Origin of the sequence: Cellulosimicrobium sp. NPDC057862, assembly GCF_042797035.1 — a bacterium.
GTDB lineage: Bacteria > Actinomycetota > Actinomycetes > Actinomycetales > Cellulomonadaceae > Cellulosimicrobium.
On sequence record NZ_JBHVMH010000003.1, the window covers coordinates 220778 to 235133 of the forward strand.

Sequence of the window (14356 nt, forward strand, 5' to 3'; positions counted from 1 at the left end):
GAACAGTTCTCAGGAGCAGGTTGTTCCCGGTGCCGGCCGCGAGGTCGCGCGGGACGCCCCAGACCACGGATCGGAGCGCTTCATGCCCTTCTCGTCACCCTCCACGTCGGGGGCCTCGCCCGACGACGCACCCTCCGGCGCCGGGGACCCGCGCGTCGCGCTGAGCGTCCTCGCGACGATCGACCCCGTGCTGCGGGACAGCGCGGTGTTCGGGCTCGTCGTCGGGGCGCCGCGCGTCGTCGCGCTCCGGCACGACATCCGGGCGAGCGAAGGCGCGCTGCGCCGGGTCGTCGTCGACGCGACCGGGGTCGTCGAGGACGAGGAGGTCCCGCTCGAGCACGCGTGCCTGTCGTGCGCGGTGCGCGAGGACGCCGTCCCCACGCTGCGGCGGCTCGCCGCCGACGGCCGGTGGGACCACGTGGTCCTCGCGCTGCCCGTCGCCGCCGAGTCGCTGCCCGTCGTCCGGGCTCTCGCCGCGCAGGCCACGCCCGGCAACGAGCTCGAACGCCTCCGCCTCGCGACCGTGCTCGCCGTCGCCGACGTCGACACGCTCGAGCACGACCTGCTCGACGACGACCTCGTCACCGAGCGCGGCGTCGGCCTCACCGAGGACGACCAGCGCGCGGTCGGCGAGGTGCTGGCCGCCCAGCTCGAGCACGCCGACCTCGTCGTGACGACCGGGGACCTCGCGGCCGCGGCCACCGGCTCCGGGCTCGTCGACCGGCTCCGCGGCGCCGGCACCCGGCGGGTCGACGGACTCCATGCGCTCGCGGCCGACGACCTCGCGCGGCACACCCACGACCCTGCCGCCGGCGAGCGCCGCGCCCACCCGCTCGGCGTGCGGGGCCCGCTGCCCCGGCACGAGAAGCCGGCCGACGACCGGAGCTGGACGATCGAGCTGTGGTCGGCCCGGCCCTTCGATCCCGAGCGCCTGCTGCGCCGCATCGAGGACCTCGGCACCGGCCGGGTCCGGTCGCGCGGGGTGTTCCACGTCGCCAACCGCCCGGACTCGCTGTGCGCGTGGGACGGAGCGGGCGGTCAGCTCTGCATCGGCACGCTCGGTACCTGGGACGACGCGACGACCGCCGAGGGCCGACCGGTCGACCCGCACACGCGGGTCGTCATCGTCGGGGCGACGGAGGCGGACGGCGAGGAGGGCGACGGCGGTCGCAGCCGGCTCCTCGACGCGTTCCGCGACGTGCTCGCGACGCCCGACGAGCTCACCGACGGCGGCCTGCGCTGGCTCGGCCGCACCGACGTCCTCGCACCCTGGCTCGGCGCGCGGAGCGACGCCGTGTGAGCCGCCGCGCAGCCGCGAGGCGGCCGACGGGTCAGGTCGTGACGAGCAGGACCACGAAGAGCACGAGCGCGCCGCCGACGGTGGCGACGAGCCACGCACATGTGCGACGGGGGCGGGCGATCACGAGCCCGAGGAGCAGCGGCGCCGCGACGAGGCCGACCGCGAGGGCATAGGCCTGCGGCGCCCTGTCCCGTCGACGCGCGGTCGTGCTCCATGCCGACGAGTCTCGCGCCTGCCACCCGCTGGGACCAGCAGCACTCGGGCGCGCCCCTTTCCCGTGGACCGACGGCACGGCGCTGCGCACCGCACCGCCTCCTTGGCGCGCGAGGCTCACCGCGGTGCCGACGAGGGCCGCCCAGGTAGCGAGGCCCAGGCAGGCTGCGATCACACCCGTCCGCCGCGGCCAGCTCGTCCCGGCGATGTAGACGGCCAGGACCGCCGGGGCGAGGAGCCCCACGACCCCGTCGGCGAACACCTGATCGACGTCGCGGCCGTAGCGGGTGGCTCCAGGGCGGTGACGTTGCCGGGTCCCGGTGCCACCGTCAGTACGGTGACCTCATGGGGGACGACGAGGGCGCTCGGTCGGAGATCGAGCTGATCGAGGCGCGGCTGCGCGCCCTGCGCGCGACCAGGCTCGCGCAGTCGCGGTGGCGCGAGGTCGCCGCGGCGATCGCGGCGGGCATGCCACTGCCTGTCGACGACCTGACGCCGGACCAGGAGGAGACGGTCGGCAACCTCCAGCTCCGGCGCCTCTCGCCGCAGGACCGCGAACGGGTCCGCGCCGAGATCGACGCGCTGGAGGCCGCGCTGCGGCGGCTGACGTCGAACGAGGTCACCGTCGCACCGGAACCCGACCGACCCACGCCGGACGGAGGCGGGGAGGGCGCTCACGAGGACGCGCCCCCGGACGCGCGATGGTTCGCCGTCGCGCCCTTGTCCGGGACGGCCTTCAGCCCGGGAGGCGCGTCCGTGACAGGACGGCCACGGCTCCGACGAGAGGAGCACGCGCTCCGCCTGATGAACGACTATGCGGCGGACTGGCCGCTGTGGCCCGCGACGCCCGCGGCCGCGGAGGAGCTGGGGCCGCTCATCGACCCGCCGCTCGCCGCTCGCCTCCACCGGTGGGCGCGGACGTTCAACGACCACTTCCACCACCTCGACGGCTGGGACGACCCTGCGGTCGCCGCCGAGCACCGCGCCGAGGCCGAGCGCCTGCTCGCCGTTCTCCGGGAGACCCTCCCGCCGCCGTGGACGGTCAGCCTCGACTACTGGGAGACGACGGGCGACGGCCGCTGAGGCGTCACCCGACGACGCGGCGGACCAGCTCGTCGACGCGGCGCTCGTGGTTCTCGGGGGAGAACCTGCCCGCGCGCTGCAGCGTGGCGACCCCGTGCATCGCGCCCCAGACGACCTCGGCAGCCGTCCCCACGTCCGACGGCGGCCGGTCGAGCGCGAGGAGCGTGCCGACGATGGCCTCGTACCCCTCGCGCATCGCGCGCGGCGTCTCGTCCGAGGCGAAGGCCGCCCCGATCGGCAGGTGGAACATCGCCTCGTACGTCGCCGGGTGGCGCGCGGCGAAGTCGAGGTAGGCCACGACCAGCGCCCGGACCCGGGCCTCGCCGCTCGCGCCCGCGCCGGGCTGCGGACGGGCCGCGGACAGCGCGGCGGCGAGCTCCTCGAAGCCGAGCAGCGCCACGGCCGTGACGATCTGGGACCTGCCCTCCGGGAAATGCCCGTAGAGGACGGGCTGGCTGTACCCGATCGCGTCCGCGAGCCGGCGCGTGGTGACGGCCTCCCACCCCTGCTCCTCGGCGAGCACACGCGCCGCCGCGACGAGCTGCGCCTCCCGTTCCTCGAGGAGCCGTGCCTTGCGCGCTGCTGCCGGTGTGCTCATGCCACGAGTCTAGCGTCGCTAGATTGTCTGTGCTAGTTTTCCTAGCGTTGCTAGATTCCCTGGATCGAAGGAGCCGGACATGCAGTGGTTGCCGATCGTCGCAGTGGTCGTCCTGGGCGTGATGGTGGGGGTCGAGGTGTCGGTCGCGTTCGTCGTGAACCCGATCGTCGACCGGCTGCCAGGGGACGCCGGCCTGCTCGCCCGGGCCGACGGCGGGCGCATGCTCGGGCGGGCGATGCCGTTCTGGTACTTCGGCTCGCTCGCGCTCACCGCGGCGACGGCCCTCGTGCTGCCGGTCGGCGCATGGGCTGCCTGGACCGCAGCCGTCCTCCTGGCGCTGAGCGTCGTCCTGTCGGTCGCCGTGCTCGTCCCCATCAACAACCGCGGCAAGACATGGACCCCCGAGACCGCACCCGCCGACTGGCGCGAGCAGGCCCACCGCTGGGACCGGTACCACCTCGTCCGCATCGCCCTGCTCGTCGCGGCGTTCACGCTGCTGGCCGTCGGGATCGCCGCCTGACGGCAGGGCCGGCAGGTCCCGCAGACAGAGGAACCGGTGGCGATCCGCCGCGAGAGCTCCCCCCAGCGAAGCTCTCGTCGCGGACCGCCACCGGTCCAGGTGTCGCCGCGTGACCCGTCGCGACGACGTCCCCCACCAGTGCGAGAGGCGGCGGGCACATGTTCGGGACGTTCACGAACAGTGATCTGGATCACAGTACGTCGGTCGTCGCCCCGATGCCCGTTGACCAGGCCCGGCGTCACCCCGCCGTGGGTCGGCCAGACGTGGGCGAGCCCGAGGCCGACCTCATCCGCCGAACACGAACTCCCCGATCACCGTCTCCCCGTCCGACTCGTACACGGGGACGCTGACGGTCGTGCCCTCGCGCTCCTCCTGCCACGCCGCGGCCTCCTCGGGGCTCGACGGCGTGCCACCCTGCGCCTCTTGGAAGTCCCGCGCGTACGCGTAGCCGACCCGCCCGTTCGTCGCGTAGACCGAGACGAGGTCGGGCCAGCCCGTGTCGTTCGCGACCCCGTACGTGTCGCCGTTCGCGTTGGTCGCCCACGCGGTGACCGTCTCGTCGACGTAGGTGGCGACGAGGTGCCACCCCGCACCCGGCTCGGCGTCGACGCGCACCGACCCGTCGCCCGGCACCGCGACGACGCTCCAGCCCATGCCGACGGGATCCCCCGCGGCGAGCCGGCGCGCCTGGTCCTGCGCGTCCTGCGCCGAGCACGTCATGTTCGCGCCGCCGTCGAGCACGAACCGCCCCGCGTCGAGGCACATGAGCGAGAGCTCGACGTGCGTCGCGCCGTCCGGCCTGGGCCCGAGCTCGACGGTCCAGGTGCCCGCGCGCGTGACCTCGATCGGCTCCGCCAGCCGCGTCACGACCGTGCCCCCGGGTTCGACGAGCGCCGTCACGGCGTACGCGGTCCCGCCGGCGACCGCGAGCGCACCGAGCGCCCCGACGCCCGCCCACCATCGGCGTCGTGCCGGGCGACGGGGAGCCGCCACCGACGCCTGGTCCACGAGCGCGGCACGCAGCCCGTCGGCGAACACGGGATCGAGGTCCGGCATGCGGTTCTCGCTGGTCATGAGCGCCCTCCTTCGACGAACGCACCGCTCGGGCGCAGCCTCGCCCGCCCTGGTTCCACCTCTCCGACCGCGGTGCGGAGCCGGACGCGCGCTCGGTGCAGCCTCGACTTGGCGGCCGACGGCGTCAGACCGAGCACCTCGGCGGCGTCGGAGAGCGACCAGCCCTCCAGCGCGACGAGGGTGAGGAGCCGCAGGTCGGCCGCCGGCAGCGCGCGCAGCGCCGCGCCGAGCGCCGGGTCGACGACCTCGGCCGGGTCGTCGACGAACGCGGCGTCCTCGGCGGCGGGCACGTCCCCGCCCCGGGGCAGTGCGTCGAGCAGCCGGCGGTGGCGCCCGGTCCCCCGGCGGACGTTCCGCGCGACGTTCGACGCCGTGACGAGGAGCCACGGCAAGGGCGAGCCGTCGACGAGCCGCACCGACGACCGGCGGCGCCACAGCTCGAGGAACGCCGCCGCCAGCACGTCCTCCGCCTGGTGCCGGTCGACGACGAGCCGGTACGCGTGCCGGAACACGCGGTCGCGGTGCCGGTCGAAGAGCACGCCGAACGCCGCGCCGTCGCCGCCGAGTGCGGCGGCCCACAGCGCGGCGTCGGCCTCTGCGTCACCCTGCTCGTCGGCTGGGCCCGGGTCGCCGTCCATGCCCCGTAGTGTCCAGGAGGGCCCGGACGGTTTCACCCGACGGCGGCGTCGGTCGTCAGGTCGCCCGGACCCGCCGCCGGGAAGCCAGGCCGCCGGCGATCCCGATCACCACCGCGCCGACCACGACGGCCGCGACGAGGGGCGCCGTCGGCGTCGGGGAGGCCCCCGCGACGGCGGGCGCCGGGGCGAGCGACGCCGCCGTCGCGACGAAGGTCGGTGCGGGCCGAGCCCCCGACGGGTCGGTGTCCGTCCACGCGTACGACGCCCCCGACGGGCACGCCTGCACGGCGGGGAAGACGAACGCCTGACCCACGTCGCCCGTGACCCGGACGTCGAGCGTGAAGGCCGCGCGCTCGCCGTCCGGCACGGGCTCGCCGGACCACGCCACCGCGTCGTCCGTCACGTCGGAGGTCCACCCGTCGGGCTGGCCCGCCGCGAGCGCCTCGACGCCCTCGGGGAGGGTGACGCGCAGCGCGTCGGTGGGCTCGCCGTCGCACCCGTGGTCGAACGTGAAGGTGAGCGTCGACGTGCCGTCGCCGTGGGGTTCCACGGTCTCGATGAGCACGTGCGCGGCAGCCGGTCCGGCCGCCAGCACCGCCAGGGCACCGGTGGTGACCGCGACGGCGACGAGGCGGGACGCGCGCCCGGCGGCCCGGCGGTGACGGGTCATGAGGACACCTCCACGGGGATCTCGACGATCGGGTTCTCGTACTTGGACGTCCGGACGCTCACGTGGAGGGTCCAGTCGCCGGCCATCGGCAGGTCGAGCGTCGCCTCGTACGCGCCCGTCCCGGTCTGCGTGAGGGGACGGGTGAACGGCCCGAGCGCGGGGTCGGCGAGCGTCGTGGACAGCTCGGGCACGGCGACGGGCTCCAAGGGCTGCCCGTCGGCGTCGAGCAGCTCGATCTCGAGCGCGTTGACCCCGACCCGTCCGGGCGTGACCCGCGCGCGGAGCGTCCCGTCGCCGAGCGACTCGACCACCTCGACCGCCGGGGTCGAGGCCTCCTCGGCGGACGGGTCCGTCGCCACGACCGGGCTGCGCGACACGAGCACGCCCGTCACCGCGAGCACGAGCGCGAGCAGCACCGCCTCCGCCGCGACCGTCCGCCCGAGCCGACGGCGCGCGGTCGCCCCGGTCGTCCCACCCACCGGCCCGGCGCCTCGCCCGCCGGGACCGCCGTCGGCCACGACCGCCGGGACGAGCCGGTAGCGGTTCCAGGCCGCGACGCCGACGAGGCAGAGCGCGACGCCGACCTTGACGAGCAGGGTCTGGCCGTAAGTCGTCGACACGAGCGCGTCGAACGTCCCGAGGATGCGCCACCCCAGGACGGTCCCGGTGACGGCGAGCGCGAGGACGACCCACGCGCCGAGCGCCGAGAACCGCGCGACGGTGACCGCCGCCCGCCGCGCGTCGACGCGCGCGGAGGGCGCGAGCACGAGCGCGAGCCCGACGACGCCGCCGAGCCACACCGCCCCCGCCACGACGTGGAGCGCGTCCGCCGTGACGACGAGCCACGGCGGCCCGAACGTGCGCGTGTGCCCCACGAGCACGAGCGAACCCAGCGCCAGGGCCGCTGCGCCAAGCACGACGCCGGCCGGCCACGCCGTCCGGGTGTCGCGCGCCGCGCGGGGCGCGAGCAGGGCCGCGACGACGAGCCCGGCGAGGCCGAGCGCGCCCGCGAGCGTGGAGTCGGTCGCGAGGCCCGCGGCCCAGGTCGCCGGGTCGGCGAGCGCCCCCAGCCCGCCGCCGGCCTGCCAGGCCGGGGTGAGCGGGACCCCGAGCACGATCCCTGCCGCCGCGGCGACGAGCGCCGCTCGCCGGACGCGCTGCACGCGACGCCGCAGGACCGGCGCCGCCCCGGGCGACACGTGGAGCACGAGGAGCTCGAACCCGACGAGGCCCGCGACGAGGAACGTCCCCGCGTAGACCGCGGCCTGGTCGAGCGCGCGCACGGCGACGAGCGCCGCCGTCGGCTCGGCCACCCGGGCCTCGACGGACGTCGTGCTCGGCGCGCCCACCGAGAACGTGAAGGCGCCCGCCACGGGGTGGGTGTCGAGGGACACGACGCGCCAGCTCACGACGTACGTGCCGTCGTCGAGCGTCGCGTCCGGGGTGACGACGAGCGCGTCGTCGACCGCGACGACGTCCACGTCGACGGGCGAGCCGTCGGCGGCGAGGACGGTCGTCCCGCCGGTCACGGCCTGGACGGGCTCGTTGAAGGTGATGGTCAGCGCGTCGGGCGGCGCGTCGAGGACGGTGCCATCCCGCGGGTCCGTGCCCACGAGGACGGCGTGGGCCGCGGCCGGGCCGCTCGCGAGGATCGCGAGCAGGACCGCGGCCGCGGCACCGACGACGACGGCCACCACCCGGCGCAGCGCCGAGGGGCGGCCCACCGGTCAGGCCTTCGGACGCGAGCGCACGAACCCGAGCGCCCCGAGCACGAGGCCCGCCGCCGCGAGGACGAGCGCCGTCCAGGTGAGCGCGGCGGGCGCGCCGTCCGACCCGTCCGCGGGCTCCGCGGACGCCGCACCGTCGGCTGCCGAGCCGTCCGACGCCGCGGCGTCGGCGTCGTCCGCGACGGTCTCGGCCGGGGCGTCGTGCCCGTCGCCCTCGGCGGCCGTCAGCTCGAACAGCGGCGCGGGCAGCTCGAGGTCGTGCCCGTCCTCACCGTCGGCGGGGACCTGCACCCAGGCGCTCTCGCCCTCGGCGCACTCCTGGACGGTCGGGAACACGAGCGTGTCCCCCGCCGCGTCGGGGAGCTTGAGCGAGAGCACGAGGGCGTCGCGGTAGCCGTCGGGCAGCGGGGCCTTGGCGGTGTACACGACCTCGGCGACGCGCTCGGTGTACTGGCCGCCGTGCCCGTCGTCGACCGGCTCGTCGAGGGCCGCCATGACCTTCTCGACGTCCCAGCCGGGGTTGACGGTGGGCGTCACGGTGACGATCTGCTCGGGGACCTGGATGGAGACCTTCGTGGTCGGCGAGTCGCCGCAGCCGTGCGGGACGCCGAACGTGAGCAGCGCGTACGCGCCCGCGTCGGTCGTGTCCGGCGTGACGGTGACGTGGGCGGACGCGGCGCCCGCACCGACGACGACGATCCCGGTGGTCAGGGCGGCGGCGCCGACGGCGCGCAGGGTCTTTCGCATGGTGGTGCCTTTCGGGGAGAAGAGGAGGGTCGGCCCCGGCGCGCGAGCGCACGACGGCACGCCCCGGGACGACCGGGCGGAGCCGGCCGGGCGGGGGTGCGCTGGACGCGCGGGCGCGCAGGAGCGGGACGCCGCGGAGGTGTCCGACGAGGCGTCCGGGAGGGGTCAGGCCACGGCGGGCGGACCGCGCCCGGGCGCGGCACCGCGCACGAGCAGGTCGCGGACCGTCGGCAGCGCGCCGACGGCGGGAGGCGCCGCGGGGACGACGACGGTGCGCGGGCGGCCGGGGACCCGGCGCCCGGCGAGCCACGTCCACAGGCGCCACAGGACGGCGTCGCCGTACCGCAGGACGAGCGCGACGGCGAGCGTCGCGACGGCGTGCGCACCGAGCATCGTCAGGGGTGACGCGGCGTGCGCGTGCGCGGACGCGTCGGCCGGGGACAGCGCGGCGCAGCGGTCGAAGACGACGTGCAGCACGAGCTGGCCCGCGCCGAGCAGCCCGAGCAGCCGCGGCAGCCCGACCTGGCGCCGGGTGAGGGGCCGCACCGCGACGGCGGTGAGGACGGCGAGGACGCCGAGCGGGACGGCTCCGGGGTCGGTACCGCCGGCGAGCCCGTGCGCGACGACGGACAGCCCGACGACCGCGGCGGCGAGCAGCAGCACCCGCACGCCGCGGAGCACCCCTGCTCCGGGCGACGTCACGGACGCACCCTAGCGGCAGGAGGGGTGCGCGCGGCAGGGGCGGCCGCCGTCCTCCCCGGACCGGGGAGGACGGCGTGCACCGGCACGGTCAGTCCTCGGGGTCGTGCGGGGCGCCCTCGTCGGTCGCCTCGTCGGTCGCCGCGCCGCGGCGGCGCACGACGAGCACGACGACGACCGCGGCGGCGACCACGAGCACGCCGAGCCCCACGAGGACCGGCAGGACCGAGGACCCGCCGTCCTCCGCGTCCGTGGCGGCGTCCGTGGTCTGGGGCGCCGGCGACTCCTCCGCCGCGTCGGTCGTCGCGTCCTCGGTCGCGGTCTCCTCCGGCGTCGCCTCCTCCGTCGTCGGCTCCTCGGACACCGGCGCCTCGGGCTGGGCCGCGACGGTGAACGCGAACGTGCCCTCGATGGGATGGCCGTCGGACGAGACGACGCGCCACGCGACGGTGTACGTGTCGCCGCCGAGCGCGACGGCGGGGTCGAGCGCGAGCGTCGCGGTGCTGCCCTCGATCGTCGGCGCGCCCTGCGTGACGACCGTCCCGGCGGAGTCCGAGACCACGACCTGCGGCTCGACCGGGAGCGGCTCGGTGTTGAAGGTCAGCGTGATCGCGGTCGGGGGTGTCGCGAGCTGTGCGCCGTCGGCCGGGTCCGAGGAGAGCATGCGGTCGTGCGCGGACGCCGGGGCGGCGGTGAGCGTCGCGAGCGCGGCGGTGAGGCCCAGGGCCAGCGCGGCGGCGGCGAGGAGGGCGAGGAGGGCGGGCAGGGCCGACAGGGGTCGGCGGAGGGAGAGGGTCATGAGGGTTCTTCCGTCCGAGGCGCGGCGGTGGCCGCACGGTGGTGCCCCGTGGCCCGGTCGTCACCGGGTCGGCCTCGTCGGGGGCCGCGTCAGGACGCGGCGAGGGGGCGCAGCAGTGCTCCCGACGGGCCGTCCGCCGTCGGCGGGCCGCGCGTCGGGGCACGCCGCGCACGCCACAGGGACGCGACGCGCACGGTGCGCGCTCGCGGCGCGCCAGGACGCGCCCGCGGCACGACGGGGACGAGCGCAGGGAGGGCGGCGCGCGTCGTCACCCACGCGAGGAACCGCTCGAGGGCGCGCTCGCCGCGCGCGAGGACGAGCGCCAGCACGACGGTCGCCACGGCGTGCGCGACGACCATCCACAGCCCCGCGGTGCCCGACGCCACGAGGTGCTCCGGGTGCACGAGGCTCGCCCCGCCGCCGGTCGGGACCGGCGTGCCGACGGGCGCCGCGCAGACGACGTCGCCCACCGAGGCGACGTGCCCGCCGTGCCCGGACGTGACCCCGACCGGGACGCACGACCCGACCGGGGCAAGCACGACGAGCGCCTGGTGCAGCACGACCTGGGCGCCACCGAGGAGCACGACGAGCCGGGTGGGCGTGAACCGCAGCCGCGCGGCCGCCGTCGTGCCGGCGAGCGTGAACGCGGCGAGCGCGGCGAGGACCAGCGGGTCCGGGAGGGCACCCCCGGCCACGCGGTGCGCGAGCGCCGTCAGCGCGAGCACGAGGGTCGCCACGAGCGCGGCGCGGGCGACGCGCAGCGGACCGACGACCGGGGAGGGCACGACGGCCACCCTAGCGCGACCCGGGCGCGTCGTCCGGGTTGCCCGTCACCCCCGCCGGCTCCGACGACGCGACGGCCGGCGAGCGGTCCGCGTACCGACCGATCAGGGGGCCGGTGGGCAGGAGCCGGTCGATCCCGACGATGACGAGGCCGAGCACGAGGAAGCCGGCCCCGTACAGCACGACGTTAACGAGCAGGCCGGTCCAGCCCAGCGCGTCGAGGTCGACGAACCCGTACGGGTACTCGCTGCCGGGGCTCACGAACCCGCGGATCGTCGTGAACGCGAAGTACGCGAGCGGGTACAGGAGCCAGCGCGCGGCGTCGAGGCCGCGCAGGCGCCGGTGGGCGTCGAGCAGGAGGAAGTCGACGAACACCGCGAGCGGCAGCAGCTCGTGCTCGATCTGGCCGTCGGTCAGCCCGAGGAACACGGCGGGGGCGTCGGGGTCCTCGGGCGCGAGCACGAGGTTGGCGACGAGCCCGGTGATGGCGGCGAAGAGCGTCACGCCGCCCTTGAGCCACCCCGGCGGCTGCCGGCGGCGCAGGAGCGACGCCGCGCCCGCCCACGCGAACACGACGGCGATGAGGAAGCCCGTCTGGTTCGTGAAGTAGATCAGCCCCTCGATGTCTCCGTCGCGCCAGATGGCGCGCGTCCCGACGAGGGCGAGGACGACGAGGAACAGCCGGAACAGTCCGACGACGACGTGCATGCGAGCTCCTTCGCGCGCGGTGCGGTGGTGCGTTCAGGAGCCTAGTGCTCCCCACCCACCCGGGCGGACCCGAGCGGCGCGCGCGACCTCCTCGATCGGGACCGCGAGCCTGCTCGACGAGCCGGCCGGTCCGCCGCGCCCGGGAACGCCGAAGGGGCCGCGCGGAGGCGCGGCCCCTTCGGGACGTCGTCGCCGAGGTCAGAGAGCCTGGATGTTCGTCGCCTGCGGGCCCTTGGGACCCTGGGTGACGTCGAACGAGACGCTCTGGTTCTCCTCGAGCGAGCGGTAGCCGCTCGAGTTGATCTCGCTGTAGTGGGCGAACACGTCGGCGGTGCCGTCGGAGGGGGCGATGAAGCCGAACCCCTTCTCCGCGTTGAACCACTTCACGGTGCCTGTAGCCATGCTGACTTCCTTCGTTGGTGCGACCGGCCCACGAGCGCGGGTCCGGTTGTCGCGCCCCGCGGGGCGCCGACGATCGTGGGGGCGGGTCCCGCGAGGGCCCGCCGGGCGTTCACGCCGGGCGACGAGATGCCGCTTCGCGTGGTGGAGGTCGGCGACGACGCCCACCGGCCGCGTGAAGCGGTCGTGGACGTGGAAGCCGTCGGGGAGTCGGGTGACCAGACCGGCGTACTCGCCGTCCGCCGTCGCGACCCACAGGTCGCCGTCGGCGCGGCGCAGCACCAGGTCTGGTCCGGGCGTACCCGCGACCGGCACAGCGGTCTCGGGGCGTTCAGAAGGGGAAGAAAGGATGTTCTCTGCTCTCGCTCCGCGCTCTGTGGGCGGAGATCTCGACGGCAGCGTCTGCTGCCGGGCGCGCACGGTCTTGCTTCGATGCTGAGGACCGAAGATCGTCGCAGGACCGCGTCCCGCGACCTGAGCGCGACCTCCAGGATACCTCAGGAGCGTCGGCCTGCGGGCGACGGGCCGACGACGACGCTTGCCCAGGGCGATGATGGGGGCATGACGACCTCATCCGCCCCCACCTCTTCCTCCCGCCCCGTCCCGCGCACCGCGCGTCGCAGCGTCGCCGTCGTGAACGGCTACGTCGTGCCCGTCGCCGCGGACCCGATCGAGAACGGGACCGTCCTTGTCGAGGACGGGATCATCACCGCGGTCGGGGCGGACGTCGTCGTGCCCGACGGCGTCCCCACCCTCGACGCGCGCGGACGCTGGGTGCTGCCCGGCTTCGTCGAGGCGCACGCGCACATGGGCGTCATGGAGGAGGCCGAGGGCTGGGCCGGCAACGACACCAACGAGATGACCGACCCGAACGGCGCGGCGCTGCGCGCGATCGACGCGATCAACGTCGAGGACGAGGGCTTCCGCGACGCGCTCGTGGGCGGTGTGACGAGCGCCGTCGTGAAGCCGGGCTCGGGCAACCCGATCGGGGGCCAGACGGTCGCGATCAAGACGTGGGGCGGGCGCACGGTCGACGAGCAGGTGATCCGCGAGGCGGTCTCGGTGAAGTCGGCGCTCGGCGAGAACCCCAAGCGCGTGTACGGGGACCAGAAGAAGACGCCGTCCACGCGGCTCGGGGTCGCGAAGGTCATCCGCGCGGCGTTCGTCGACGCCCAGAACTACGCCGCGAAGCGCGACGCGGCCGAGGCGAAGGGCGAGCCGTTCGACCGCGACCTCGCCAAGGAGACCCTCGCGCGCGTCCTCGCGGGCGAGCTCTACTGGGACCAGCACACGCACCGCGCCGACGACATCGCGACGGCGCTGCGCCTCGCGGACGAGTTCGGCTACAAGCTGGTCGTCAACCACGGGACCGACGGCGCCGCGGTCGCCGACGTGCTGGCCGAGCGCGACGTGCCGGTCATCTTCGGCCCGCTGTTCACGTCGCGCTCCAAGATCGAGCTGCGCAACCGCGACATCGCGAACCTCGGAGCGCTGGCGCGCGCCGGCGTGCGCGTGGCGATCACGACCGACCACCCCGTCGTGCCGATCAACTTCCTCGTGCACCAGGCGTCGCTCGCGGTGAAGGAGGGGCTGGACCGCGACACCGCGCTGCGGGCGCTCACCGTCAACCCGGCGGCGTTCCTGGGCCTCGACGACCGGGTCGGCGCGCTCGCCCCGGGTCTCGACGGCGACGTCGTCGTGTGGTCGGGCGACCCGCTGGACGTGACGTCGCGCGCCGAGCACGTGCTCGTCACGGGCACCGAGGTCTACGCGTGGGACGCGACGGCGAACGACGGCCGCGGCGCGGGGCGCGTCGTCGAGCGCGCCGAGCGCTTCCGCGCCTGACCCGAGATCGACCCCCGCGGCCCGAGATCGACCCTCCGCGGGTCGATCTCGGCCGTGCGGGTCGATCTCGCCGCGGACGGTCCGGCGCGGGCTTCCCGTGGCGCGACCGGTCACGACGGCGGACCATCGAGTCATGCGCACCCTCGACCCCTCGCGTCCGCGCCGCGCCACCGGGCTGCTCCTCGGCCTCGTCGCCGTCGGCGGTGTCCTCGCGGCGTGCTCCGGACCCGGGCCGGGCGAGAAGGACGTCAGCTACGACTCCCTCGACGCGCTCCACGAGTCCGCGACGACGGCGGGCCTCACGTGCCTGTCGTTCGTCCCCGAGGACACCGGGACCCCTGACGCCGAGATGGGGGCGTGCGACGACACGACCCTGCTGGCCGTGTTCGCCGACGACGTGGACGAGGCCGAGTACTTCGCGCTCCTGCCCGAGACGCCTGCCGCGGAGGGCGAGGCCGCGCTCGTCGGGCCGAACTGGGTGATCGTCGGCGACACCGGCGACCTGCTCGAGACCCAGGCGGGGATCGGCGGGGACTTCGCGTCCGACCGCTGA

General features: G+C 75.9%; 17 protein-coding genes. 5 read left to right on the forward strand and 12 right to left on the reverse strand.

Annotated features, from left to right (window positions below):
• Positions 1-82 precede the first annotated feature (82 nt).
• Positions 83-1300 (forward strand): CobW family GTP-binding protein, encoded by a 1218-nt coding sequence (locus ACFVN3_RS06480; RefSeq protein WP_378231801.1) that lies wholly within the window; start codon positions 83-85, stop codon positions 1298-1300.
• Between the two features lie 31 nt (positions 1301-1331).
• Here the strand turns inward: ACFVN3_RS06480 and ACFVN3_RS06485 are convergent, their stop codons facing one another.
• Positions 1332-1775: a hypothetical protein gene (locus ACFVN3_RS06485; protein WP_378231803.1), complete on the reverse strand. Its 444-nt coding sequence runs from the start codon at positions 1773-1775 to the stop codon at positions 1332-1334.
• 83 nt (positions 1776-1858) lie between these two features.
• On the opposite strand from ACFVN3_RS06485, the gene ACFVN3_RS06490 reads away from it, so the two are divergent.
• Positions 1859-2596, forward strand: coding sequence for a hypothetical protein (locus ACFVN3_RS06490; RefSeq protein WP_378231805.1), 738 nt, complete (start codon positions 1859-1861; stop codon positions 2594-2596).
• 4 nt (positions 2597-2600) lie between these two features.
• Here the strand turns inward: ACFVN3_RS06490 and ACFVN3_RS06495 are convergent, their stop codons facing one another.
• Positions 2601-3194 carry a TetR/AcrR family transcriptional regulator gene (locus ACFVN3_RS06495; protein ID WP_378231807.1) on the reverse strand — a complete coding sequence of 198 codons (594 nt, stop codon included), beginning with the start codon at positions 3192-3194 and terminating at the stop codon, positions 2601-2603.
• A gap of 79 nt (positions 3195-3273) precedes the next feature.
• On the opposite strand from ACFVN3_RS06495, the gene ACFVN3_RS06500 reads away from it, so the two are divergent.
• The gene (locus ACFVN3_RS06500; protein WP_378231809.1) at positions 3274-3714 is read left to right on the forward strand and encodes an anthrone oxygenase family protein; all 441 of its coding nucleotides are present in this window, start codon (positions 3274-3276) and stop codon (positions 3712-3714) included.
• A 285-nt stretch (positions 3715-3999) separates the two neighbouring features.
• Here the strand turns inward: ACFVN3_RS06500 and ACFVN3_RS06505 are convergent, their stop codons facing one another.
• From ACFVN3_RS06505 to ACFVN3_RS06550, 10 genes are all read right to left on the reverse strand, one after another.
• Positions 4000-4788, reverse strand: a complete 789-nt coding sequence (locus ACFVN3_RS06505; RefSeq protein WP_378231812.1) for a peptidase M56 family protein — start codon at positions 4786-4788, stop codon at positions 4000-4002.
• Positions 4785-5426 carry an RNA polymerase sigma factor gene (locus ACFVN3_RS06510; RefSeq protein WP_378231814.1) on the reverse strand — a complete coding sequence of 214 codons (642 nt, stop codon included), beginning with the start codon at positions 5424-5426 and terminating at the stop codon, positions 4785-4787. Before ACFVN3_RS06510 ends, ACFVN3_RS06505 begins: the two co-directional genes overlap by 4 nt.
• Before the next feature lie 55 nt (positions 5427-5481).
• Entirely contained in the window at positions 5482-6096 is a 615-nt protein-coding gene (locus tag ACFVN3_RS06515; RefSeq protein WP_378231816.1) for a DUF1775 domain-containing protein, read from the reverse strand.
• Positions 6093-7820 carry a FixH family protein gene (locus ACFVN3_RS06520; protein WP_378231818.1) on the reverse strand — a complete coding sequence of 576 codons (1728 nt, stop codon included), beginning with the start codon at positions 7818-7820 and terminating at the stop codon, positions 6093-6095. Before ACFVN3_RS06520 ends, ACFVN3_RS06515 begins: the two co-directional genes overlap by 4 nt.
• A 3-nt stretch (positions 7821-7823) precedes the next feature.
• Positions 7824-8570 carry a YcnI family protein gene (locus ACFVN3_RS06525; protein ID WP_378231820.1) on the reverse strand — a complete coding sequence of 249 codons (747 nt, stop codon included), beginning with the start codon at positions 8568-8570 and terminating at the stop codon, positions 7824-7826.
• 165 nt (positions 8571-8735) lie between these two features.
• Entirely contained in the window at positions 8736-9272 is a 537-nt protein-coding gene (locus ACFVN3_RS06530; RefSeq protein ID WP_378231822.1) for a hypothetical protein, read from the reverse strand.
• An 88-nt stretch (positions 9273-9360) separates the two neighbouring features.
• The gene (locus ACFVN3_RS06535) at positions 9361-10068 is read right to left on the reverse strand and encodes a copper resistance protein CopC (protein WP_378231824.1); all 708 of its coding nucleotides are present in this window, start codon (positions 10066-10068) and stop codon (positions 9361-9363) included.
• An 89-nt stretch (positions 10069-10157) separates the two neighbouring features.
• Positions 10158-10853, reverse strand: a complete 696-nt coding sequence (locus tag ACFVN3_RS06540; RefSeq protein ID WP_378231826.1) for a hypothetical protein — start codon at positions 10851-10853, stop codon at positions 10158-10160.
• A gap of 10 nt (positions 10854-10863) precedes the next feature.
• The gene (locus ACFVN3_RS06545) at positions 10864-11559 is read right to left on the reverse strand and encodes a Pr6Pr family membrane protein (protein WP_378231828.1); all 696 of its coding nucleotides are present in this window, start codon (positions 11557-11559) and stop codon (positions 10864-10866) included.
• Between the two features lie 198 nt (positions 11560-11757).
• On the reverse strand, positions 11758-11961 hold the full coding sequence (locus tag ACFVN3_RS06550) for a cold-shock protein (protein ID WP_087472681.1): 204 nt from the start codon (positions 11959-11961) through the stop codon (positions 11758-11760).
• A 558-nt stretch (positions 11962-12519) separates the two neighbouring features.
• Between ACFVN3_RS06550 and ACFVN3_RS06555 the strand changes: the two genes are divergently transcribed.
• Positions 12520-13803, forward strand: a complete 1284-nt coding sequence (locus ACFVN3_RS06555; protein ID WP_378231830.1) for an amidohydrolase — start codon at positions 12520-12522, stop codon at positions 13801-13803.
• A 133-nt stretch (positions 13804-13936) separates the two neighbouring features.
• Positions 13937-14356, forward strand: a complete 420-nt coding sequence (locus ACFVN3_RS06560; RefSeq protein ID WP_378231832.1) for a hypothetical protein — start codon at positions 13937-13939, stop codon at positions 14354-14356.

Bases quoted from the DNA above. Each gene is read 5' to 3' on its own strand.
- ACFVN3_RS06480 (WP_378231801.1), top strand. From the start codon at position 83: ATGCCCTTCTCGTCACCCTCCACGTCGGGGGCCTCGCCCGACGACGCA.
- ACFVN3_RS06490 (WP_378231805.1), top strand. From the start codon at position 1,859: ATGGGGGACGACGAGGGCGCTCGGTCGGAGATCGAGCTGATCGAGGCG.
- ACFVN3_RS06495 (WP_378231807.1), bottom strand. From the start codon at position 3,194: ATGAGCACACCGGCAGCAGCGCGCAAGGCACGGCTCCTCGAGGAACGG.
- ACFVN3_RS06500 (WP_378231809.1), top strand. From the start codon at position 3,274: ATGCAGTGGTTGCCGATCGTCGCAGTGGTCGTCCTGGGCGTGATGGTG.
- ACFVN3_RS06505 (WP_378231812.1), bottom strand. From the start codon at position 4,788: ATGACCAGCGAGAACCGCATGCCGGACCTCGATCCCGTGTTCGCCGAC.
- ACFVN3_RS06510 (WP_378231814.1), bottom strand. From the start codon at position 5,426: ATGGACGGCGACCCGGGCCCAGCCGACGAGCAGGGTGACGCAGAGGCC.
- ACFVN3_RS06515 (WP_378231816.1), bottom strand. From the start codon at position 6,096: ATGACCCGTCACCGCCGGGCCGCCGGGCGCGCGTCCCGCCTCGTCGCC.
- ACFVN3_RS06525 (WP_378231820.1), bottom strand. From the start codon at position 8,570: ATGCGAAAGACCCTGCGCGCCGTCGGCGCCGCCGCCCTGACCACCGGG.
- ACFVN3_RS06535 (WP_378231824.1), bottom strand. From the start codon at position 10,068: ATGACCCTCTCCCTCCGCCGACCCCTGTCGGCCCTGCCCGCCCTCCTC.
- ACFVN3_RS06545 (WP_378231828.1), bottom strand. From the start codon at position 11,559: ATGCACGTCGTCGTCGGACTGTTCCGGCTGTTCCTCGTCGTCCTCGCC.
- ACFVN3_RS06550 (WP_087472681.1), bottom strand. From the start codon at position 11,961: ATGGCTACAGGCACCGTGAAGTGGTTCAACGCGGAGAAGGGGTTCGGC.
- ACFVN3_RS06555 (WP_378231830.1), top strand. From the start codon at position 12,520: ATGACGACCTCATCCGCCCCCACCTCTTCCTCCCGCCCCGTCCCGCGC.
- ACFVN3_RS06560 (WP_378231832.1), top strand. From the start codon at position 13,937: ATGCGCACCCTCGACCCCTCGCGTCCGCGCCGCGCCACCGGGCTGCTC.